Below are 20,682 nucleotides of genomic sequence, written 5' to 3'. Positions count from 1 at the left end.
ATTCAGTGCCGCACTCCAAGCAGCGACGCGCACGGGCCGCCGCCGTCGTGGCCACCGCGCTCGCCGTCGCGTCGTCGCCGCTCCTCATGGCCGCCACCGCGGCGGCCGCACCGGCCCCGACAGCGGACGCCCCCGCCCTCAAGGTCCTCACGTACAACGCCTTCCTGTTCAGCAAGACGCTGTACCCCAATTGGGGCCAGGACCACCGCGCCAAGGAGATACCGGCCGCGGACTTCTTCCAGGGCAAGGACGTCGTCGTCCTCCAGGAGGCGTTCGACAACTCCTCCTCCGAAGCCCTCAAGGCGAACGCCGCGGCGGCCTACCCGTACCAGACCCCGGTGCTGGGCCGCGGCAAGGACGGCTGGGATGCCACCGGCGGCGCGTACTCCTCGCTCACCCCGGAGGACGGGGGCGTCACCGTCCTCAGCAAGTGGCCGGTGCTCCGCAAGGAGCAGTACGTCTACAAGGACGCCTGCGGCTCGGACTACTGGTCCAACAAGGGCTTCGTCTACGCCGTACTGAACGTGAACGGCACGAAGGTGCATGTCGTCGGCACCCACACGCAGTCCACGGACCCCGGCTGCGGCGCGGGCGAGGCCGCCGCGACGCGCGCGAAGCAGCTCAAGGAGCTGGACGCCTTCCTCGACGCCCGGCACATCCCGGCGGGCGAGCAGGTCATGGTGGCGGGCGACCTCAATGTCGACTCACGGAGCGCGGAGTACGCGACGATGCTGGACGACGCCGGCCTCGTGGCCGCCGATGCCCGCACCGGGCACCCGTACTCCTTCGACACCCAGGAGAACTCCGTCGCCAGGGACCGCTACCCCACCGATCCCCGTGAGGACCTGGACCACGTCCTGCACCGCACCGGCCATGCCCGCCCGGCCGACTGGCGCAACGAGGTCGTCAAGGAGCAGTCCGCGCCCTGGACCGTCACCAGTGGCGGCAGGACCTACACGTACACGAACCTCTCCGACCACTACCCGGTGACGACGGGCTGAGCCAGGCTCCGCCGACGACGAACCGGCGCGGGCGGCCTCTCCAGGCCGCCCGCGCCGGTTCTGCGAGCAGGTGTCCTCGCCGGTGCCGCGGGTCAGCGGCGCGGGCCCGGCACCTTCGGCGCCTCAGGCGCGGACGGGCCCTCCAGGCCACCGCCCGAAGCGCGTTCCGCGGCGATGCGGTTGACGCGGCCACGGACGACGAACCAGCCGGCGATCAGGGCTACGGCGATCACCGGGGCCAGCATGACCGTGTCCCGGCCGACGCCGCCGTCGAACCACATCAGGACGATGACGCCGAGCAGGAACGCGATGGTGACGATGTCGGTGACCGGAGTGCCCGGGAGCCGGAACGTGGGGCGCTGCAGGACGCCCTCCTTGGTCCGGCGGACGAACACCATGTGGCAGATCATGATCACGCACCAGGTGCTGATGACCCCGAGCGCCGCGATGTTGATCACGATCTCGAAGGCCTTGCCCGGCACGACGTAGTTCAGCACGACGCCCAGCACGCACACCGCCGAGGTGAGCAGGATGCCGCCGTACGGCACCTGGTGGCGGTTCATCCGGCCGGTGAACTTCGGCGCGGAGCCGGCCGCCGCCATCGAGCGCAGGATGCGGCCCGTGGAGTACAGGCCGGAGTTCAGGCTGGACATGGCGGCGGTGAGCACGACGAGGTTCATCACGTCGCCCGCGGCCGGCACGCCGACGTTGGAGAGCACGGTGACGAAGGGGCTCTCGCCGCCGGTGTACTTGTCCCACGGCATCAGCAGCGTCAGCAGCACGACCGAGCCGACGTAGAAGATGCCCACCCGCCACATGATCGAGTTGACGGCCTTCGGGACGACCTTGTGCGGCTCGCTGGTCTCGCCCGCGGTGACGCCGACCATCTCGACGGCGGAGTACGCGAAGACGACGCCCTGGAGGACGACCACGACGGGCAGCAGGCCGGTCGGGAAGAGGCCGCCGTTGTCGCTGATCAGGTCGAAACCGGGAGTGTGGCCGCTCACCGGGTGCTGGGTGGCCAGCAGGAAGATGCCGATCAGCATGAAGACCACCAGGGCGGCGACCTTGATGATCGCGAACCAGAACTCCAGCTCGCCGAAGATCTTCACCGAGATCAGGTTCACGGCGAGCACGACCGCGAGCGCGATCAGCGCCATCACCCACTGCGGCACGTCGGTGAAGAGGCTCCAGTAGTGCGTGTAGAGCGCGATGGCGGTGATGTCGGCGATACCGGTGGTCGACCAGTTCACGACGTACATCCAGCCCGCCACGTAGGCGCCCTTCTCGCCCAGGAACTCACGGGCGTAGGAGACGAAGGAGCCGGAGGAGGGGCGGTGCAGCACCATCTCGCCCAGCGCGCGCACGACGAAGAACGCGAAGAGACCGCAGACGGCGTAGGCGATGGCGAGCGCGGGGCCCGCGGCCGCCAGCCGGCCGCCGGCACCGAGGAACAGGCCGGTGCCGATCGCGCCGCCGATGGCGATCATGTTGATGTGCCGGGCCTTCAGGCCCTTGTTGTATCCGGCGTCGCCCGCGTCGTGCGGGGCGGTGCCGTTCCCCCCGTCCGGCGGCCGGTAGGCGTCTTCCTGGACGGTATGCGTGCTCACGGGTGGGTCATCTCGCTTTCGGGAGGGCGATGGAGCCACGGTCGGCTGCTGCGGATCGCGCGAGCCGGGCCGACGGCACACCTTCCCCGAAGGACGGCCATCCGTCTGTGAAAGAGATCACATACCGTCTCCAGGGTTTCCCGCCGGCGCCCGCCACAGGGGGCCGCTCCCGCGTACGGAGTGGTGACAATTGTGGTGAGACAGCAATACTGTCCAACATGATGGAGTCCGCTGCCGACCAGAGCCTGACCGTCGACGAGCTGGCCGCCCGGGCCGGTGTCACGGTCCGCACGATCCGGTTCTACAGCACCCGCGGGCTGCTCCCGCCGCCCGAGATCGGCCCGCGCCGCGTCGGCCGGTACGGCCCGGACCACCTCTCGCGGCTGGCGCTGATCGAGGAGCTCCAGCACCAGGGCATGACCCTGTCGGCCATCGAGCGCTATCTGGAGCAGCTGCCGCCGGACCTCAGCGCCCAGGACCTGGCCATCCACCGCGCCCTCGTGGCCAGCTGGCTCCCGGACCGGGCCGAGGAACAGACGCTGGCCCAGCTGGAGCGGCGGGTGGGCCGCTCGCTGACGGAGCAGGACCTGGACCGGCTGGCGGCGATGAGCGTGCTGGTGCGGACGGCCGAGCCGGGCGTCCTCCAGGTCGACCCGGGCCTGCTCCAGCTGGGCGTGCGGCTGCTGGACGTACCGGTCGCACTGGAGACCATCATCGCGGCCCGTACGGTCGTCATGGAGCACACCCGCTCGGCGGCCCGGGAGCTGAGCCGGCTGTTCCGGGACGAGGTGGGGGCGGCGCAGGAGGACGACGGCCCGGACGCCGCCGAGGTGGCGCGGCGCAAGTCGCTCTCCGCCCACATGCAGCCGCTGGTGGTGCAGGCCCTGGTCACGGCCTTCCAGCGGTCGATGAAGGAAGAGCTGCGGAAGTGGTTCGGCGGGGAGTGAGCGGGAAGGGGCGGGCCCCGCAGCGCCCGCCCCGGTGCCGTCAGTCGCTGAAGGCCTCCCCCTTCTCGGCCTTCTCCAGCAGCAGCGGGGAGGGCGCGAACCGCTCCCCGTAGGCCGCCTGGAGCTCCTTGGCGCGGGCCACGAAGCCGGCGACGCCGCCCTCGTAACCGTTGATGTACTGCATCACGCCGCCGGTCCAGCCGGGGAAGCCGATGCCGAAGATCGAGCCGATGTTGGCGTCGGCGACGGAGGTGAGGACGCCCTCCTCGAAGAGGCGCACGGTGTCCAGCGCCTCGGAGAAGAGCATCCGCTCCTGCATGTCCTTGAACGGGATCGAGGCGTCGGGCTTCGTGTAGTGCTCGCGCAGCCCCGGCCACAGCCCGGCCCGCTTGCCGTCCTCGCCGTACTCGTAGAAGCCGGCGCCGCCGCTGCGGCCCGGCCGCCCGAACTCGTCCACCATGCGGTCGATCAGCGCGTCGGCGGGGTGCGGCGTCCAGCTGCCGCCCGCCTCCTCGATCGCCTTGCGGGTCTCGTCGCGGATCTTCCGCGGCAGGGTGAGGGTCAGCTCGTCCATCAGGGAGAGCACCTTGGCCGGGTAGCCGGCCTGGCCCGCGGCCTGCTCGACGGAGGCCGGGTCGATGCCCTCGGCCACCATCGCCACGCCCTCGTTGATGAAGTGGCCGATGACGCGGGAGGTGAAGAAGCCGCGGCTGTCGTTCACCACGATCGGGGTCTTGCGGATCTGGCGTACCAGGTCGAAGGCGCGGGCCAGCGCCTCGTCGCCGGTCTCCTTCCCCTTGATGATCTCGACCAGCGGCATCTTGTCGACCGGCGAGAAGAAGTGCAGGCCGATGAAGTCCCGCTGCCGCTGGACGCCTTCGGCGAGGCCGGTGATCGGGAGGGTGGAGGTGTTGGAGCAGAGCAGCGCGTCCGGCGCGACGATGCCCTCGATCTCCTGGAACACCTTGTGCTTGAGCTTGGTGTCCTCGAACACCGCCTCGATGACCGCGTCGCAGCCGGTCAGGTCCTGCGGGTCGGCGGTCGGGGTGATCCGGGCCAGCAGTTCGTCCCGCTTCTGCTCGGTCGTCCGGCCCTTGGCCAGCGCCTTGGCGAGCAGCCCTGCGCTGTACGCCTTGCCCTTCTCGGCCGCCTCCTGGGAGACGTCCTTGAGCACGACCTCGATGCCCGCACGGGCGCAGCTGTACGCGATGCCCGCGCCCATCATGCCGGCGCCGAGCACCGCGACCTTGGTGACCTTGCGCTCCTCGATGCCCTTCGGGCGGTTGGCACCGGAGTTGACGGCCTGGAGGTCGAAGAAGAAGGCCTGGATCATGTTCTTGGAGGTCTGGCCGGTGACCAGCTCCACGAAGTAGCGCGCCTCGATGGTCTGCGCGGTCTCGAAGTCGACCTGGGAGCCCTCGACGGCGGCCGCGAGGATGTTGCGCGGGGCCGGGTACGGTGCGCCGTTCAGCTGCTTCTTGAGGTTGGCGGGGAACGCCGGGAGGTTCGCGGCGAACTTGGGGTTGGCGGGCGTGCCGCCGGGGATCCGGTATCCCTTGACGTCCCAGGGCTGCTGCGACTCGGGGTTCGCGTCGATGAAAGCCCGCGCCTTGGAGATCAGCTCCTCGGGACTCTCGGCGACCTCGTGGATCAGCCCGTTGTCCTTCGCCCGCGTAGCGTTGTACTGCGTGCCCTGGAGGAGGACCTTCAGGAGCGCGTCGGCGATGCCGAGCAGCCGTACGGTACGGACGACGCCGCCGCCGGCCGGGAGCAGGCCGAGGGTGACCTCGGGCAGGCCGATCTTGGTGCCGGGGGTGTCGAGCGCGACGCGGTGGTGGCAGGCGAGCGCGATCTCGTAACCGCCGCCCAGCGCCGCGCCGTTGATGGCCGCGACGACCGGCTTGCCGAGCGTCTCGATGCGCCGCAGGTCGCGCTTGATGCCCTGGCCCGCCTCGAAGGCGCGCTGGGCGTGCTCGGGGGTGACGGCGATCAGGTCGCGCAGGTCGCCGCCGGCGAAGAAGGTCTTCTTCGCGGAGGTGAAGATGATGCCGCGGACGCTGTCCTGCTCGGCCTCCAGGCGGTCGGCGACCGCGGCGAGGGAGGTCTTGAAGGCCTCGTTCATGGTGTTCGCGGACTGGTTCGGGTCGTCGAGGACGAGGGTGACGACGCCGGTCTCGTCCTGCTCCCAGCGGATGGTGCTGGCTTCACTCATGGTGCGTTCTCCGTAAGGGGTCGGGACGGACGGTCAGAGGCGCTCGATGACGGTGGCGATGCCCATGCCGCCGCCGACGCAGAGGGTGGCCAGGCCGTAGCGCTTGTCCTGGCGCTCCAGCTCGTCGATCAGGGTGCCGAGGATCATCGCGCCGGTGGCGCCGAGCGGGTGACCCATGGCGATGGCGCCGCCGTTGACGTTGACCTTGTCCAGGCTCAGGCCCATGTCCTGCACGAAGCGCAGCACGACGGCGGCGAACGCCTCGTTGATCTCGACCAGGTCGATGTCGTCGATGGTCAGGCCGGCCTTGCCGAGCGCCTTGCGGGAGGCGGGCGCGGGCCCGGTGAGCATGATGGTCGGCTCGGAGCCGGAGACGGCGGCGGAGAGGATCCGGGCGCGGGGGGTCAGGCCGTAGCGCTCGCCGACCTCCTTGGAGCCGATGGCGACCAGGGCCGCGCCGTCCACGATGCCGGAGGAGTTGCCCGCGTGGTGGACGTGGTCGATCTTCTCGACCCAGTGGTACTTCTGCAGCGCCACCGCGTCGAACCCGCCCATGTCGCCGATGGCGGCGAAGGACGGCTTGAGGGCGGCGAGCGAGTCGGCGGTGGTGCCGGGGCGCATGTGCTCGTCGTGGTCCAGGACGGTCAGCCCGTTGCGGTCCCTGACCGGTACGACGGACCGCTCGAAGCGGCCGTCCTTCCAGGCCGCGGCGGCCCGCTCCTGGGACAGCGCGGCGTACTCGTCGACGTCGCGGCGGCTCCAGCCGCCGATCGTGGCGATCAGGTCGGCGCCGATGCCCTGCGGGACGAAGTTGGTGTCGAAGTTGGTCATCGGGTCGTTGAACCAGGCGCCGCCGTCCGAGGCCATCGGCACCCGGGACATCGACTCCACACCGCCGGCCAGGACCAGGTCCTCCCAGCCGGACCGGACCTTGGCGGCGGCCATGTTGACGGCCTCCAGACCGGAGGCGCAGAAGCGGTTCTCCTGTACGCCGGCGACGGTGTCGGGCAGTCCGGCGGCGATCGCCGCGATACGGGCGATGTCGGAGCCCTGGTCGCCGACCGGGCCCACGACGCCGAGCACGATGTCGTCGACGGCGGCCGGGTCCAGGTCGGGGAAGCGCCGGCGCACCTCGTGGATCAGGCCGGTGACCAGGTCGACCGGCTTGGTGCCGTGCAGCGCGCCGGAGGCCTTGCCGCGGCCGCGCGGGGTGCGGATCGCGTCGTACACGTACGCTTCGGAAGTCACGGTGTGGAGCCTTTCGGGAAGATGAGGGTGAGCCGTGCGTAACAGAGGGTCGGGGCCGGGCCGGTGCCACCGTCAGCCGAGCAGCGAGCGGCCGATGATCTCCTTCATGATCTCTGTGGTGCCGCCGTAGATCGTCTGGATGCGGCCGTCGGTGAACGCCTTGGCGACGCGGTACTCGTTCATGTAGCCGTACCCGCCGTGCAGTTGCAGACAACGGTCGGCCACCCGCTTCTGCAGCTCGGTGGCCCACCACTTGGCCATCGAGGCGTGTACGGCATCCAGTTGCCCGTCCGAGTGGTCCACAATGCAGCGGTCCAGGAACGTCCGGGTGACGGCACACTCGGTGGCCATCTCGGCGATCTCGAACCGGACGTGCTGGAGCTTGGCGAGCGGCCGCCCGAACGCCTCGCGCTCCTTGACGTACTGGGTGGTGATCTCCAGCAGGTGCTCGGCCGCGGCGATGCCGGCGACGGCGATGCCCATCCGCTCCTGCGCGAGGTTGGTCATCAGGTGGATGAACGCGCCGTTCAGCTCGCCGAGCAGGTTCTCCTTGGGCACGCGCACGTCATTGAAGAACAGCTCGGCGGTGTCCTGGGCCTTCTGCCCGATCTTGTCGAGGTTGCGGCCCCGCTCGAAGCCCTCCATACCGCGCTCGACGACCAGCAGGCTGAGTCCGTGAGCGCCCCCTTCGGGGGTCGTCCTGGCGACCACGACGACCAGGTCGGCCAGGATGCCGTTGGAGATGAAGGTCTTCGAGCCGTTCAGCACCCAGTGGTCGCCGCGGTCCTCGGCGGCGGTTCTTATGCCCTGGAGGTCGGAGCCCGCGCCCGGCTCGGTCATCGCGATGGCCGTGATGATCTCGCCGCTGCAGAAGCCGGGCAGCCAGCGCCGTTTCTGCTCCTCGGTGGCCAGCGAGGTGAGGTACGGCCCGATGATGTCGTTGTGCAGGCCGATGGCCAGGCCAGGGGCGCCGGCCCGGGTGAACTCCTCGGCCAGTACCGCGCTGTAGCGGAAGTCCGCGTTGCCCCCGCCGCCGTACTCCTCGGGGACCGCGAGCCCCAGCAGCCCCTGACGGCCGGCGGCGCGCCATGCCTCCCGGCTGACCACGCCGTCCTTCTCCCACTGCTCGTAGTGCGGCTCGACCTCCTTCCTGAGGAAGGTGCGCACGGTCTCGCGGAAGGCGTCGTGGTCCTCGGTGAAGATCTGGCGCTGCATCTGCGCCACTTGCTGGGTCATCGCTGCGGGCCTTCCTCGGCGCCGGCTCCGGGCCGGTTCTCGGGGTGTGCGGTGGTCAGGCCCTCGGGGCCGGCGGTGGCCGGGCCTTCGGGGGGCGCGGTGGTCAGGCCTTCGGGGCGCGCGGTGGCCGGGGCTTCGGGGCGCGGGGTGGCCGGGCCTTCGGAGCCAGCGGCGGTCGGGCCCTCGGGGCCAGTGGTGGCCGGGGCTTCGGGGCGCGCGGTGGTCAGGGCCTCGGGGCCAGCGGTGGTCAGGCCCTCGGGGCGCGCGGTGGCTGGGCCTTCGGAGCCAGCGGCGGTCGGGGCTTCGGGGCGCGCGGTGGTCAGGGACGGGACGTTCCAGTCGCGGGCCACCGCGTCGGTGTCCGCACCGGGCAGGGCAGGGCCGCCGCGCACCGCGCCCGGCGTACGGGAGAAGCGCGGCGCGGGCGCGGGCTGGGTACGGCCGGCGTGCTCGACGAACGTGCCGCGGGCCGCGAGGTGGGGGTGCCCGGGCGCCTCGCGCAGCGACAGGACGGGCGCCACGCAGGCGTCGGACCCGTCGAAGACGGCCGTCCACTCCTCGCGGGTGCGGGTACGGAACCGGTCGGCGATGGCCGTACGCAGCTCGCCCCACCTGGCGAGGTCCTCCCTCGGGGGCACCTCGTCCGCGATGCCGAGCAGCCGCAGGAACTCGGCGTAGAACCGCTGCTCCAGCGCGCCGACGGCCATGTGGCCGCCGTCGGCCGTCTCGTACGTGCCGTAGAAGGGCGCCCCGCCGTCCAGGAGGTTGGCGGCGCGCCGGTCCTGCCAGGCGCCGGCCTCCAGCATGCCGCGGATCATGGTGGTGAGGTGCGCGGTGCCGTCGACGATCGCGGCGTCCACGACCTGTCCGCTGCCGCCTTCGGTACGCGCGTGCCGGAGCGCGGCCAGGATGCCGATGACGAGGTAGAGCGAGCCGCCGGCGTAGTCGCCGAGGAGGTTGGCGGGGGCGACGGGCGGGCCGTCGGCGGTGCCGGTCATGCCGAGCGCGCCGGTGAGCGCGATGTAGCCGATGTCGTGGCCCGCGGTGTCGGCGAGCGGGCCGTCCTGGCCCCAGCCGGTCATCCGCCCGTAGACGAGCCGGGAATTGCGGGCCAGGCACGCCTCCGGGCCGACGCCCAGCCGTTCGGCGACGCCCGGCCGGTAGCCTTCGATGAGCGCATCGGCCCGCTCGGCCAGGTCCAGCACCTGGCCCGGCCCGTCCGGGGACTTCAGGTCGACCAGCACCGAACGCTTGCCGCGGTTGGTGAGGTCGTGCGCCGGGTCGATGCTGATGCCGGAGCCGCCGGGGCGGTCCACGCGCACGACGTCGGCGCCGAGGTCGGCGAGGAGCATCGCGGCGAACGGGCCCGGCCCGATACCGGCGAGTTCCACCACGCGCACTCCGCTCAGCGGGCCGTTCCCTGTCTGCGCCATCGAGCCCCCAGGTCAAGAGCGGTTCCTTGTGACACCAACGCTGTAACACTCGTGATGTTAAGAACGTGTTCCACTTTCCACAAGCCCTGCCGGGAGGTTCGGGAGACGGTGCGGGAGTGTCGGGGCGGCACTTCCACCGACAGCCACCGCCCCACCCCCGAAGCGTGGTGCGGGGCTTCACGGGCGGCTTCACGGGCGGCTTCACGAGGGTCTTTGCGAGGGTCTTCGCGGGGGTCTTTGCGGGGTCTTTGCGGGGGTCTTCGCGGACGGCGCGGCCCGCCGCCATTGCCTGTCGGCCGGCCTTGGTGACAATGGCCGGATGCCTTCCACCCACCTCGCCGCCGCACTGTTCGACCCCGGCACCGGCCAGGGCTGGCGCCAGATCGCCGAGCTGTCCATCGCGCTGCTGCTGTCCTCCCTGATCGGGCTGGAACGCGAGGCGCGGCAGAAGAGTGCGGGCCTGCGCACCCACACCCTCGTAGGCGTCGGCAGCGCGCTCTTCATGGAGGTGTCGATCCACGGCTTCGGGGCGGTCACGGGCATCGACGGCATCGGGCTCGACCCGTCCCGGGTCGCCGCGCAGGTCGTCTCGGGCATCGGCTTCATCGGCGGCGGCCTGATCTTCGTGAAGAAGGACGCCGTACGCGGGCTGACCACGGCCGCCACCGTCTGGCTGACCTGTGCCATCGGTATGGCCTGCGGCGGCGGGCTGCCACTGCTCGCGCTCGCCTCGACGGCCGTGCACTTCCTCGTCGTCCGCGGCTTCCCCAAGGTCACCGACCGGATGACGCTGGCACCGTCCGTCGAGAGCTTCGAACTCCGGCTCGCCTACCGGGCGCAGCGCGGCCTTCTGGGGCGGATGCTGGAGATGTGCACCGGCCACGGCTTCCAGGTGACCGACGTCCAGGTCGAGACCGACCCCGAAGCCCCCGACCGCGTGCCCTCCGAAGTACTGCTCCGCCTGGAAGGCAGCGCCTCAGCACATGAACTGGTGGAACGCCTCGCCCAACTGGAGGGCGTCCGCGGCATCACACTGGGCCGGGAGTCGGACCGCACGGAGTGAGCCCGCGGGCCGCGGGCGCGCCCCACGGGGCTGCCTAGAGCAGCTCCGCGTCCTCCAGCAGGCGGCGGACGGTCTTCACGGCCGCCGGGCCGAGCGGCAGCTGGGGCGCTGCGGTGGCCGGGCAGTCGATGACGCCCAGGAGGTGCAGCGCCGCCTTGAAGGCGCCGAGCGCGGAGGAACTGCGTCCCATGATGTTCTCGTCGCCGGCGTCGGTGAGGGCGAAGAGCGCCGCCAGCCGGTCCTGTTCCGCCGCGGCCTCCCGCCACCGCCCGGCGCTCGCGTGCTCGTACAGCCGCAGATAGCCCTCCGGGTCGACGTTGCCGAGCCCGGGGACGACACCGTGCGCGCCGGCCAGCAGGGCGCCGTCCACGGCCAGTTCCGATCCGGTCAGCACGGAGAAGCCGCCGCTCAGCTCCCGTACCCGCACCAGCAGGCGGCGCAGCGCCCCGTCGTCCCCGCTGCTGTCCTTCAGCCCGGCCAGCACGTCGTCGGCGGCCAGCGACAGCAACAGGTCGGCAGGGAGCTTGGTGTGCGCCGACGCCGGGATGTCGTACGCGAACAGCGGTACGCCCAGCGCCGTCCGCAGCCGCGTGAAGTGCTCGGTGATCTCGGCCGGGTGGGTGCGCGTGAAGAACGGCGCGGTGGCCACGACGGCGTCGGCGCCCAGCGCCTCGGCGGCACGGGCGTGCTCCAGCACCCGGGCGGTCGTCATGTCGATGGCCCCGGCCAGTACCGGGACGCGTCCCGCAGCGGTCTCGACGACCGTGTCCAGGGCCGTGCACCGCTGCGCGTCCGTGAGGTACGCCGCCTCGCCGCTGGACCCGAGTGCGAAGAGGCCGTGCACCCCCGCGTCGACCAGCCGGGTGGTGAGCGCGGCCAGCGACCGGGTGTCGACCTCACCGTCCGGGGTGAGCGGGGTGCACAGGGGCGGTACGACACCGCGGAGGAGCGCTGGGAGGGACATGCGGCGATCCTGCCACCGTGCCGGGTGACGCGGCGCCCGCAGGGACGTGTTGACGCCACGTACAACTCGTCCCTAGCGTGCGATGCTTACCGACGCGATCACGCTGACCGTGAACACGCGCGCACATCGAACGAGCACATCGAGCAAGCACACCGAAGGGGCCGCAGCATGGGACGACAGGGCGACGCGGGGCGGACGTACGACGTCGTCCTCTTCGGCGCGACGGGCTTCGCGGGCCGGCTCACCGCCGCCTACCTGGCCGCGCACGCCCCTGAAGGCTGCCGCTGGGCGCTGGCCGGGCGCGACAAGGCCAAGCTGGAGCGGCTCCGTGCCGATCTGGCGGCCGATCACCCGGCCTGCGCCGAGCTGCCGCTGCTGCACGCCGACGCCGCCGACCCCGAGTCGCTGCGCACCGTGGCCGCCGCCACCCGGGTGCTGGCCACCACCGTCGGCCCGTACCTGACGTACGGGGAGCCCCTGGTGGCGGCCTGCGCCGAGGCGGGCACGGACTATCTGGACCTCACCGGTGAGTCGGAGTTCATCGACCGGATGTACGTCCGCCACCACGAGACGGCGCGCGCTTCGGGCGCGCGCCTGGTGCACGCCAGCGGTTTCGACTCCGTCCCGCACGACCTCGGTGCGCTCTACACGGTAGGGCTGCTGCCCGAAGGTGTACCGCTGCGGGTGGCCGGCATCGTCCGCACGAACGCCACCTTCTCCGGCGGCACCCTGGCCTCCGCGCTCACGGTCATGTCGCGGCCGCTCGGCATGGTGCGCGCCGCCCGGGAGCGGGAGCGCATGGAGCCGCGCCCGGCGGGCCGCACGGTGCGCGCCACCGCCGGCCCGCCCACCCGTGAGCAGGGCGTCTGGGGCGTTCCGCTGCCGACCCTCGACCCGCAGGTGATCGCCCGCTCCGCGGCGGCCCTCGAACGGTACGGGCCGGACTTCCGCTACCGCCACTACGCCGGCGTCAAGCGGCTTCCCGTGGCGGTCGGCGGCGCGTTGGGCGCGGGCACCGCGTTCGGGCTGGCTCAGCTCCCGCCCGCGCGCCGGTGGCTGTCGGGGCGGCTCGCGCCGGGGCAGGGCCCGGACGAGGAGCGCCGCGCCGGCAGCTGGTTCAAGATCCGCTTCGTGGGTGAGGGCGGCGGCCGCCGGGTCGTCACCGAGGTGTCGGGCGGCGACCCCGGGTACGACGAGACGGCGAAGATGCTCGCCGAGTCGGCTCTCTGCCTGGCGTACGACGCACTCCCGGAGACCGCGGGCCAGGTGACGACGGCGGTCGCGATGGGGGAAGCGCTCACGGACCGGCTGAGGCGGGCGGGGCTGCGCTTCCGGGTGGTGGAGCAGGACTGACCCGAAGGGGGCGGGTGCCGCGCGCCTTCGGGCGCGCGGGCGCATGCCCTGGAAGGCGCGCGTACTCGGGCACCGCCTCAGGCCTCCGCGAGGGCCCGACGGCACAGCGCGTCGGCGGCCCGGGTGGTCTCCGGCTGCCGGTACGACGCCGCCAGCCGCAGCGTGTGGGCGCAGGCGCGGTCCAGGCCGACGCGGTGGCCCACGGACACGAAGACCGGCTTCACGCCCGGCTGTGTCCGCAGGGCCCGGCCGACCTCCTCGCCGCCGTCCAGCAGTGGCGAGGTGGCGCCACGCTCCGGGCCCGGCGCCTCGTACGTGAAGGTGAACGGGTTCTTCGCGACGCCGATCACGGGCAGCCCGGTGAGTACCCCGAGGTGGCAGGCGAGCCCGAAGCGCCGTGGGTGGGCGAGCCCGTAACCGTCACAGACCACCAGGTCCGGGACGCGCGCGAGCCGGTCGAGCGCGTCGAGCACGGTCGGGATCTCCCGGAAGGCCAGCAGCCCGGGGACGTACGGGAAGGACACCGGGCCGACCGCCGTCGCCTCGTCCACGACGCGGAGCGTACGGGCGTCCAGCGCGACCGCGGCGGCGGCGACGACGCCCCGCTCATCGTCGTACGCCACGTCCACCCCGGCCACCGTGCCCGCGAACCCGGGCTCGGGCCCGGGGTCGTCCAGGATCACGTGGCGGCGCAGCCGGTCCTGGGCCGCGCGGGCCGTGGCCTCGTCGGCGGGCCAGTTGCGCAGTTCGTCGTCGCGGGAGACGGTTCCGTCGATCGTCATGGTCCCGCCCACGCTACCGGGCCCCCGTGGCGAGGTGAGCGACGGACCCGTGGACAGGAGGAGCAGCGATGACGATGCCCGAAGAAGCGCGGCCGGTGGTGGGCACACACAGGGGCGCGGTGCGCGGCATACAGGAAGCGCCGACTCCCGCCTCCGGGGAGGCCGCGGTACCGGTCGCGGCCTTCCGGGGCATCCCGTACGCGGCCTCTCCCGTGGGCGAGCGGCGGTTCGCCGCGCCCCTCCCCCACCCCGGGTGGTCCGGTGTCCGCGACGCGGCGCGCTCCGGGCCTTCGGCGCCGCAGGCCGCTTCGCGGCTGGAGGCCGTGATGGGGCCGCGCGCCGCGGACTGGGACGAGGAGGGCTGCCTGAACCTCAACGTGTGGACACCGGCCGCGGCACTGGCTCCCGGAGCGCCGGCCCGGGCGGTACTCGTGTGGTTCCACGGCGGCGGCTGGACGAGCGGTTCGGGCGGCTGGGACTGGTACGACGGCGCCCGGCTCGCCGCGCTCGGCGACATCGTCGTGGTCACCGCCAACTACCGGCTGGGCCCGCTGGGCTTCCTCCACCTGCCCGCCATCGGTGCCGCGAACCTGGGCAACCAGGACCAGGCCGCCGTGCTGCGCTGGGTACGGGACACCGTGGCGGCGTTCGGCGGCAACCCCGGGCGCGTCACCGTCGGCGGCCAGTCGGCAGGCGCGTACGCGGCCCTCTCCCTCGCCCTCGCACCGGACACCGGCGGCCTGGTGCACCGGGTCATCGCCCAGTCGGGGCCGTGGGGGCTGCACCCGCAGAACCCGGCGGACGCCGCGGAGAGCACCGCCGCGTACCTGCGCATCCTCGGTATCGAGCCCGAGGGCGACCCGGCCGCCCTCGGTACGGCGCTGCGCACGCTGCCGGCGGAGCAGTTGGTCACCGCGTACGGGCAACTGGCAGCCATGTCCACCCCTCCGGGCGAGGTGGCGCCGCCGATGTATCCGGTACTCGGCGGGCCCGGCGTGCCGCGCGCCTGGCAGGAGGCCGTCGCCGACGGCGCGCTGGGCGACAAGGAGCTGCTGATCGGCGCCACGGAGGACGAGATGACGGCGTTCCTGGCGTTCGGCGGAGCGGACCGGTCCCGCGTCGGCCCGCTCACCGACCGGCTCTTCGGCGACGGCATCGGCGAGATCGCCGCGCTCCGCGCCGCCCAGGGCGTCCCGGCCTACGTGTACCGCTTCACCCGCCGCCCGGATCCCGACCCGCACGGCCTCGGGGCGACGCACTGTGCCGAGCTGCCTTTTCTCTTCGGCACGTTCGACGCGTACCCCGAAGCGCCCATGCTCGGCCCCGTGGACGCCGACGACCGCGCGCTGGCCCGCGCCTTCGGTGGCGCCCTCGCCGCCTTCACCGCCACCGGCTCCCCCGACGTCCCCGGGACCAGCCCCTGGGGCCCGTGGCTCGCCGGCCCGTCTCAGGAAGTCAAGCGCTTCTGAGGACGGCACTTCAAGGACGGCGCTCGCGTACTTCCAGGGGCAGCGCATGCGCACCTTCAGAAGCGGGGCCGGCGGTCACTCCTTGCCACGCGCGTGCCGGAAGCGCGCCAGGCCGTCCGCGAGGTCGAGCAGCGGGTCGGGGTAGTCGTACCGCGCGCGCTCGCGGGCCGGCAGCTTCCACGGCTCGTGCACCGCGGCCCCCTCGATCCCCGCGAGCTCGGGCACCCAGCGGCGTACGTAGGCGCCGTCCGGGTCGTACCGCTTGCCCTGGGTGACGGGGTTGAAGACCCGGTTGGGCCGGGAATCCGTGCCGGTGCCGGCCACCCACTGCCAGTTGAGCTGGTTGTTGGCCAGGTCCCCGTCGACCAGCAGGCGGAGGAAGTGCCGGGCGCCCACCCGCCAGTCCACGTACAGCGTCTTGGCCAGGAAGCTCGCGGTGAGCAGCCGCCCGCGGTTGTGCATCCAGCCCTCGTGGGCCAGCTGGCGCATGGCGGCGTCGACGACCGGATAGCCCGTCCGCCCCTGCTGCCAGGCCTCGACCTCCGCCCGCGCCGCCTCCTCGGTGCGCCACCGGTCGTGCTTGGTCCGGTAGTCGTGCGCCGCCGCCTCGGGCCGGGCGGCCAGCACCTGATGGTGGAAATCCCGCCAGCACAGCTGCCGTACGAAGGCCTCCGCTCCGGGGCTGCCCTTCTTGCGCGCCCGGTGCACCGCCTCCGCCGCCGACACCGTCCCGAAGTGCAGGTGCGGGGAGAGCCGGGAGGTCGCGTCGCCCGCGAGGTCGTCGTGCCGGTCCGCGTAGTCCGCCAGACCGCCGCGTCCCCAGGCGGCCAGCCGCGCACGCCCTTCGGTCTCGCCGCCGCTCGTCAGGCCCGCCGAGACGTCCCGCAGCGCCGCCCGGGAAGGAATCTCCTCGGAGCCGACGCCGTCCGGCACGCGGACGGTCCGCGGCGCGCCGAGCGGCTTGCGCAGCCGCTCCTGCTCCCACCGCCTGGCGTACGCGCCGAAGACCGCGAAGTGGTCCTTCGCCTGCGGGACGACCGCGCCGGGCGGTACGGCCGTCACGACTCCGTCGTGCACGTGCAGCCGCCTGCCGTCGGCGGCCAGCGCCGTGCGCAACCGGTCCTCCCGGCGCTGCGCGTAGCCGCTGACGTCGGCCGACATGTACACATCGTCGGCGCCCGCCTCCGCGGCGACCGCGCACACGGCCTCGGCCACCTCGCCCGAGCGCACCACCAGCCGGCCGCCGCGGTCCCGCAGCGCCGCGTCCAGGTCGGCGAGGCAGTCGGCGAGGAACGCGGTGCGGTTGGGTGTGCCGAACCCGGCCGCCGCGATGGCGTCGTCCCGTACGAACAGCGGCACGACCTCCCGTGCCCGTTCCAAGGCCGCGCGCAGCGTCGGCTGGTCGTGCAGCCGCAGGTCGGCGGTGAACAGGGCGACGGACACGGTCATGGCATCACTCCGGGGCGGGACAGGCCGGACACGTACGGGCCGGGGCGGACGGGTAACGGGCCGGGACGGGGCAGGCAACGGGCCGGGCGCTCCGGCCGCCGGTGGCTCGTCCGTGCCCACGATGCCCTGCCGCTCCCCGGCCACCGTGACGGAGCAGGCCCGGACCGGTCCTGCGGCCGGAGTTTCACCGGTTCGGCGGTGGCACACGGCCGGGTGTCCGCGGCCGGCCGCGCCTCGGCGGGTCAGGCCTCCCCGAGCAGTTTCCGGCGCCTGAGGGCCTCCTCCTCGAAGCGGCGGGCCAGTTCCTGGGTCTGCTCGTCCAGTTCCAGCGGCTCGTCCTCGTCGTCGTCCAGCAGCCCCTGCGCACGCAGCTGTTCGGCGTGCACACCGGGCGGCGGGTCCGGGTCGGGGTCGGACGGCCGCGGCCCCTCGGGCCCATCGGCCCCGATGCGCACCAGACGCTCGACACGCACCGTACGGAAGCGGCGCCCCGCCACCTCCAGTTCGTCGGCGCGCTCCGCGTCCAGACGGTCCGCGGCGCGGGCGTACTCCCGCTGCGCCTCAGGGCCGAGCCCCAGCTGCCACGGCATCATGACGCGCAGGGCGAGCGCCAGCCCGTCGCGGGAGTCCTGCGGTGTGGTGGAGATGCCGCTGGACTCCGGCCGCCAGCGCCCTTCCTCGTACTCGGCGGTCATGAACGTGGCCGGCAGGAGCACGCCTCCCGGATGCGTCTCCGCGGCCCGCAGAGCGTCGGCACGGACTTCCGGAGGCACCGAGTCCTTCGGGCGGAGGCCGCCCAGCAGCTCCAGCTTGAGGATGCCCTCGGACATGCCGGTGGCGTTGACCGGGTCGACGACGAAACCCGCCGTGGGGTCCGGCACTTCACGCGCCCGCCCCACCTCTCCCGGGTCGAGGTCCGTGGGGCGCGGCGGCTCGGGCCCGTCCGGCCCCGTGCGGATGAACCGCTCCGCGCGCACCACGCGGTACCGGTCGCCCCGTACGGTCAGCTCGTCCAGCGGCTCCCGGTCCATCCGCTCCACGGCCCATGCCGCCGCCTCCCGCGCCACGCCGTCACCGGCCCGCTCGGCTTCCCGCGCCAGCATCCGGAAGTGCGACCCGAGGCTGTCACGGGCGTCCTGGGGCGTGAGCCCGCAGAAGTACGGGTGCAGCTCCCAGCCGCCTTCCTCGCGCTCCCGCGCGACACCGAAGACCGGCCCGCCGGCGAAGCGGATGTCCGGGTACGTGTCACGCGCCCGCCACGCCTCCACGTCCGCCAGCGCGGCGACCGGCTGCTCCAGGGCTGTCACTCTGATCGTCCGGTACGCCGGAACGTCGTCCTGCCGGGCAGTACGGTCGCCGGAATCACCATGATCGCCTTGCTCAGCCATGCGCACAGCATGCTCACGCGGCGCAGCCCTACGCAGCCGAACCCGCCCGATTCACCGGACCGGGTAACCGGCCCTGTAGGAGACCACGGTGGCCCCTCAGGGCGAGCGGACCTCCGGCCCCGAAGAGGCTTGTCCGGCCATGGTGGTGGGCGCGGCGGTGCACGAGGCTGATAGGGGACGGGGCGGGGTGGAGGGACGGCCGGGGGGAGACCATGGAACGGACGACGACGGAGCCGGGGACGGCCGAGGGCATGGGCGCGGCATCCGATGGCGGGGGGCTCACCGGAAGGCCACCCGTACGGATCTTCCTGCTGGACGACCACGAAGTCGTCCGCCGGGGTCTGCGCGATCTCCTGGCCGCCGAGCCGGACATGACCGTGGTGGGTGACGCGGCCGACGCCCGTCAGGCCCTGGCCCGCGCCCCAGCGCTGCGGCCGCACGTCGCGGTGCTCGACGTACGCCTCGGCTCCAGCGGCGACGGCGGGGACCACGAAGGCATCGGTGTGTGCCGGGAGTTGCGCGTCGCGCTCCCCGGACTGGCCTGCCTGATACTCACCTCCTTCGATGACGACGAGGCCCTGTTCGACGCCATCATGGCGGGCGCCGCCGGCTACGTGCTCAAACAGATCAGAGGCTCCGACCTGGTGACGGCCGTACGGACCGTGGCTACGGGACAGTCGATGCTGGACCCCGGGGCCACCGCCCGCGTACTGGCCCGTGTCCGAGGGCCGGACGCCCCCTCCGGCCCGCCCGAACTGGCCCGTCTCTCCCCACGGGAGCGGCAGATCCTCGACCTCGTAGGGGAGGGCCTGACCAACCGCCAGATCGCCGAGCGGCTCTACCTCGCCGAGAAGACCGTGAAGAACCGGGTCTCCACGATCCTGACCAAGCTCAAGGTCCGCCGCCGCATCCAGGCGGCGGTCATCGCCGAGCGCGCACGGGGCCGCGAGGAGCCGCCACCCGGCTTCCGGCAACTCCGCACCCCGTAGTACCAGTAGCCGAGAGGGCCGGTCGCCCGGTCAACGCCCCGGTCGGCCCTTCAGGTTCACCGGTCGCCTCTGAGGGGGCCACCCGTCGTCCCCGAAGGGGCACCCGTTCGGCCGGCACACCGCACCGCGCCCGCCGAGCACCACTACAGCGGCGCAGAACAGGCGCAGAACATCAGGGAATCCCATGGCCATGGCCAAGTACCGCGTCCTGATCGCCTACGGAAGCAAGGCCGAGTTCACCCAGGCCATCGCGGAGGAGATAGCCGCCGCGCTCCGTGAGGACGGCTTCGACACCGAAGTGCGCCCCGCGGCGGAGATCGTCAGCGTGGGCCCGTACGACGCCGTCGTCCTCGGTGGCGAACTGCACGGGAACCGCTGGCACCGCGACGCCCGCCGCTTCGCCCGCCGGCACTCCGCGCAACTGCGCTCCCGCCCGGTGTGGGCCTTCAGCGGCGGCACCCCGGACGCGTCGGAGGGCGACGGCTCCGACGTACCCCCTGTTCCCGGCGCACGCCGGGCCATGGACCGGGCCGGCGCCCACGGGCACATCACGGTCGGCGGCCGCCCTGACCGTCTCCCCCGCGGCCTGTTCACCCGCTCGACAGCCGCTGAGGACTTCCCGGACGACCACCGGACCATGACCCGGGTCCGCGACTGGGCTCATCACATCGCGAACGAAGTGCGCCACTGAGGAAGAAGCGCGCCGCTGACGACGGTGTGAATGGCCGCAGGTGAATGAAGGGGGACGCCGACGGCGGCGTCAGACCCGCCCGCCTCCGAAGAGTCCGCTGAGGACGTCACCGGCGAACTCCAGCCCCGCCTGCTCCCGCGGGGTCAGCTGCTCCGGCTGCTCTTGCGAGGTCAGCTGCTCCGGCTCGTCAGCGGGTGCCGCGACGGCGGACCCGGTGGCGAGCAGTCCGGCGGCGAAGAGGGCGGTGAGCATGACAGTGAATCGACGCATCATGGCTGTTCCTTCCCGTGCGGAAACCAGTGCGGCTCCATCTTCGGCCGCCCGCGAACCGCCCGCCACGCGACGCCCCACCCGCTGCTGCGAACGGACCACCGTCCCCGCCGTCCCCGCCGTCCCTGCCGTCCCCGCCGTTCACGCCTCGCACCGCCAACAGGCGCCTGCGGCACCTGCCATATATTGCAAGGATGTTCGTACTTGAATTGACCTACACCGCCCCTCTCGACCGCGTGGAAGCCGCGCTCGACGGGCACATCGCCTGGCTGGAGCAGCACTACGCCGCCGGGCACTTCCTCGCCTCCGGCCGCAAGGAGCCGCGCGACGGCGGCATCATCATCGCCTCGGTCGACGACCGTGCCACGGCGGAGCGGATCACCAAGGAGGACCCGTTCGTCACGGCCGGCGTGTGCGAGTACCGCATCACGGAGTTCATCGCCACCAAGACCGTCCCGGGCCTGGAGAGTTACCGCCAGCAGCTGCCGGCCTGACCGGCCGTCCGGCTCCGGCCGGGGGGTGCGACCGATCTTCGGCCGCACCCCCTTTTTTTGCGCCTCCCATCCCGCCGCTCACT

Annotated in this window: 17 protein-coding genes and 1 pseudogene; 8 read left to right on the top strand and 10 right to left on the bottom strand. The window is 72.7% G+C overall.

Annotation, left to right across the window (positions count from 1 at the left end):
* Positions 1-5: 5 nt before the first annotated feature.
* A complete protein-coding gene (gene sph, locus AAC944_RS30775; protein ID WP_030620705.1) occupies positions 6-1,001 on the top strand; it encodes a sphingomyelin phosphodiesterase in 996 nt (331 codons plus the stop codon).
* 92 nt (positions 1,002-1,093) lie between these two features.
* On the opposite strand, the gene AAC944_RS30770 is transcribed toward sph, so the two are convergent.
* Positions 1,094-2,491 carry an amino acid permease gene (locus AAC944_RS30770; protein WP_438272840.1) on the bottom strand — a complete coding sequence of 466 codons (1,398 nt, stop codon included), beginning with the start codon at positions 2,489-2,491 and terminating at the stop codon, positions 1,094-1,096.
* A gap of 338 nt (positions 2,492-2,829) precedes the next feature.
* Here AAC944_RS30770 and AAC944_RS30765 point away from each other — a divergent pair, with 338 nt between their 5' ends.
* Positions 2,830-3,558 (top strand): MerR family transcriptional regulator, encoded by a 729-nt coding sequence (locus AAC944_RS30765; protein ID WP_030620699.1) that lies wholly within the window; start codon positions 2,830-2,832, stop codon positions 3,556-3,558.
* A gap of 40 nt (positions 3,559-3,598) precedes the next feature.
* Here the strand turns inward: AAC944_RS30765 and AAC944_RS30760 are convergent, their stop codons facing one another.
* From AAC944_RS30760 to AAC944_RS30745, 4 genes and pseudogenes are all read right to left on the bottom strand, one after another.
* Positions 3,599-5,770: a 3-hydroxyacyl-CoA dehydrogenase NAD-binding domain-containing protein gene (locus AAC944_RS30760; RefSeq protein WP_030620696.1), complete on the bottom strand. Its 2,172-nt coding sequence runs from the start codon at positions 5,768-5,770 to the stop codon at positions 3,599-3,601.
* Positions 5,771-5,803: 33 nt separating this feature from the next.
* Complete coding sequence (locus AAC944_RS30755) at positions 5,804-7,018, bottom strand: acetyl-CoA C-acetyltransferase (RefSeq protein ID WP_030620693.1); 1,215 nt, start codon at positions 7,016-7,018, stop codon at positions 5,804-5,806.
* A gap of 72 nt (positions 7,019-7,090) precedes the next feature.
* The gene (locus tag AAC944_RS30750; protein ID WP_030620691.1) at positions 7,091-8,233 is read right to left on the bottom strand and encodes an acyl-CoA dehydrogenase family protein; all 1,143 of its coding nucleotides are present in this window, start codon (positions 8,231-8,233) and stop codon (positions 7,091-7,093) included.
* 323 nt (positions 8,234-8,556) lie between these two features.
* A pseudogene (locus tag AAC944_RS30745) lies at positions 8,557-9,687 on the bottom strand (CaiB/BaiF CoA transferase family protein); the annotation flags it as partial.
* A gap of 319 nt (positions 9,688-10,006) precedes the next feature.
* Here AAC944_RS30745 and AAC944_RS30740 point away from each other — a divergent pair.
* A complete protein-coding gene (locus AAC944_RS30740; RefSeq protein ID WP_030620685.1) occupies positions 10,007-10,750 on the top strand; it encodes an MgtC/SapB family protein in 744 nt (247 codons plus the stop codon).
* A gap of 34 nt (positions 10,751-10,784) precedes the next feature.
* On the opposite strand, the gene AAC944_RS30735 is transcribed toward AAC944_RS30740, so the two are convergent.
* Complete coding sequence (locus AAC944_RS30735; RefSeq protein ID WP_030620683.1) at positions 10,785-11,714, bottom strand: dihydrodipicolinate synthase family protein; 930 nt, start codon at positions 11,712-11,714, stop codon at positions 10,785-10,787.
* A gap of 168 nt (positions 11,715-11,882) precedes the next feature.
* Here AAC944_RS30735 and AAC944_RS30730 point away from each other — a divergent pair, with 168 nt between their 5' ends.
* Positions 11,883-13,067, top strand: a complete 1,185-nt coding sequence (locus tag AAC944_RS30730) for a saccharopine dehydrogenase family protein (protein ID WP_030620681.1) — start codon at positions 11,883-11,885, stop codon at positions 13,065-13,067.
* 77 nt (positions 13,068-13,144) lie between these two features.
* On the opposite strand, the gene AAC944_RS30725 is transcribed toward AAC944_RS30730, so the two are convergent.
* Positions 13,145-13,849, bottom strand: coding sequence for an endonuclease V (locus tag AAC944_RS30725; RefSeq protein ID WP_030620679.1), 705 nt, complete (start codon positions 13,847-13,849; stop codon positions 13,145-13,147).
* A 68-nt stretch (positions 13,850-13,917) separates the two neighbouring features.
* Here AAC944_RS30725 and AAC944_RS30720 point away from each other — a divergent pair, with 68 nt between their 5' ends.
* Positions 13,918-15,318 (top strand): carboxylesterase family protein, encoded by a 1,401-nt coding sequence (locus tag AAC944_RS30720; RefSeq protein ID WP_368396537.1) that lies wholly within the window; start codon positions 13,918-13,920, stop codon positions 15,316-15,318.
* Positions 15,319-15,393: 75 nt separating this feature from the next.
* On the opposite strand, the gene AAC944_RS30715 is transcribed toward AAC944_RS30720, so the two are convergent.
* On the bottom strand, positions 15,394-16,767 hold the full coding sequence (locus tag AAC944_RS30715) for a cryptochrome/photolyase family protein (protein WP_030620674.1): 1,374 nt from the start codon (positions 16,765-16,767) through the stop codon (positions 15,394-15,396).
* Between the two features lie 242 nt (positions 16,768-17,009).
* Positions 17,010-18,155 carry a DUF5954 family protein gene (locus AAC944_RS30710; protein ID WP_030620671.1) on the bottom strand — a complete coding sequence of 382 codons (1,146 nt, stop codon included), beginning with the start codon at positions 18,153-18,155 and terminating at the stop codon, positions 17,010-17,012.
* 251 nt (positions 18,156-18,406) lie between these two features.
* Between AAC944_RS30710 and AAC944_RS30705 the strand changes: the two genes are divergently transcribed.
* A complete protein-coding gene (locus AAC944_RS30705; protein ID WP_051872163.1) occupies positions 18,407-19,144 on the top strand; it encodes a response regulator in 738 nt (245 codons plus the stop codon).
* A gap of 184 nt (positions 19,145-19,328) precedes the next feature.
* Positions 19,329-19,835: a flavodoxin domain-containing protein gene (locus tag AAC944_RS30700; protein WP_368396534.1), complete on the top strand. Its 507-nt coding sequence runs from the start codon at positions 19,329-19,331 to the stop codon at positions 19,833-19,835.
* A gap of 69 nt (positions 19,836-19,904) precedes the next feature.
* Here the strand turns inward: AAC944_RS30700 and AAC944_RS30695 are convergent, their stop codons facing one another.
* Positions 19,905-20,105 (bottom strand): hypothetical protein, encoded by a 201-nt coding sequence (locus tag AAC944_RS30695; protein WP_368396532.1) that lies wholly within the window; start codon positions 20,103-20,105, stop codon positions 19,905-19,907.
* 194 nt (positions 20,106-20,299) lie between these two features.
* Here AAC944_RS30695 and AAC944_RS30690 point away from each other — a divergent pair, with 194 nt between their 5' ends.
* A complete protein-coding gene (locus tag AAC944_RS30690) occupies positions 20,300-20,599 on the top strand; it encodes a YciI family protein (RefSeq protein ID WP_030620660.1) in 300 nt (99 codons plus the stop codon).
* The last annotated feature ends 83 nt before the right edge of the window (positions 20,600-20,682 follow it).

The sequence above is a fragment of the Streptomyces sclerotialus genome, from assembly GCF_040907265.1.
GTDB lineage: Bacteria > Actinomycetota > Actinomycetes > Streptomycetales > Streptomycetaceae > Streptomyces > Streptomyces sclerotialus.
Note: the sequence above shows the minus strand (reverse complement) of the source record. Positions and strands in the feature narration are given on the sequence as shown.

What these genes read in the sequence shown, in the direction of transcription:
- AAC944_RS30765 (WP_030620699.1), top strand. Translation starts at nt 2,830, where the DNA reads ATGATGGAGTCCGCTGCCGACCAGAGCCTGACCGTCGACGAGCTGGCC.
- AAC944_RS30695 (WP_368396532.1), bottom strand. Translation starts at nt 20,105, where the DNA reads ATGCGTCGATTCACTGTCATGCTCACCGCCCTCTTCGCCGCCGGACTG.
- AAC944_RS30770 (WP_438272840.1), bottom strand. Translation starts at nt 2,491, where the DNA reads ATGATCGCCATCGGCGGCGCGATCGGCACCGGCCTGTTCCTCGGTGCC.
- AAC944_RS30715 (WP_030620674.1), bottom strand. Translation starts at nt 16,767, where the DNA reads ATGACCGTGTCCGTCGCCCTGTTCACCGCCGACCTGCGGCTGCACGAC.
- AAC944_RS30700 (WP_368396534.1), top strand. Translation starts at nt 19,329, where the DNA reads ATGGCCATGGCCAAGTACCGCGTCCTGATCGCCTACGGAAGCAAGGCC.
- AAC944_RS30710 (WP_030620671.1), bottom strand. Translation starts at nt 18,155, where the DNA reads ATGGCTGAGCAAGGCGATCATGGTGATTCCGGCGACCGTACTGCCCGG.
- AAC944_RS30705 (WP_051872163.1), top strand. Translation starts at nt 18,407, where the DNA reads ATGGGCGCGGCATCCGATGGCGGGGGGCTCACCGGAAGGCCACCCGTA.
- AAC944_RS30725 (WP_030620679.1), bottom strand. Translation starts at nt 13,849, where the DNA reads ATGACGATCGACGGAACCGTCTCCCGCGACGACGAACTGCGCAACTGG.
- AAC944_RS30750 (WP_030620691.1), bottom strand. Translation starts at nt 8,233, where the DNA reads ATGCAGCGCCAGATCTTCACCGAGGACCACGACGCCTTCCGCGAGACC.
- AAC944_RS30740 (WP_030620685.1), top strand. Translation starts at nt 10,007, where the DNA reads ATGCCTTCCACCCACCTCGCCGCCGCACTGTTCGACCCCGGCACCGGC.
- AAC944_RS30760 (WP_030620696.1), bottom strand. Translation starts at nt 5,770, where the DNA reads ATGAGTGAAGCCAGCACCATCCGCTGGGAGCAGGACGAGACCGGCGTC.
- AAC944_RS30730 (WP_030620681.1), top strand. Translation starts at nt 11,883, where the DNA reads ATGGGACGACAGGGCGACGCGGGGCGGACGTACGACGTCGTCCTCTTC.
- AAC944_RS30720 (WP_368396537.1), top strand. Translation starts at nt 13,918, where the DNA reads ATGACGATGCCCGAAGAAGCGCGGCCGGTGGTGGGCACACACAGGGGC.
- AAC944_RS30690 (WP_030620660.1), top strand. Translation starts at nt 20,300, where the DNA reads ATGTTCGTACTTGAATTGACCTACACCGCCCCTCTCGACCGCGTGGAA.
- AAC944_RS30735 (WP_030620683.1), bottom strand. Translation starts at nt 11,714, where the DNA reads ATGTCCCTCCCAGCGCTCCTCCGCGGTGTCGTACCGCCCCTGTGCACC.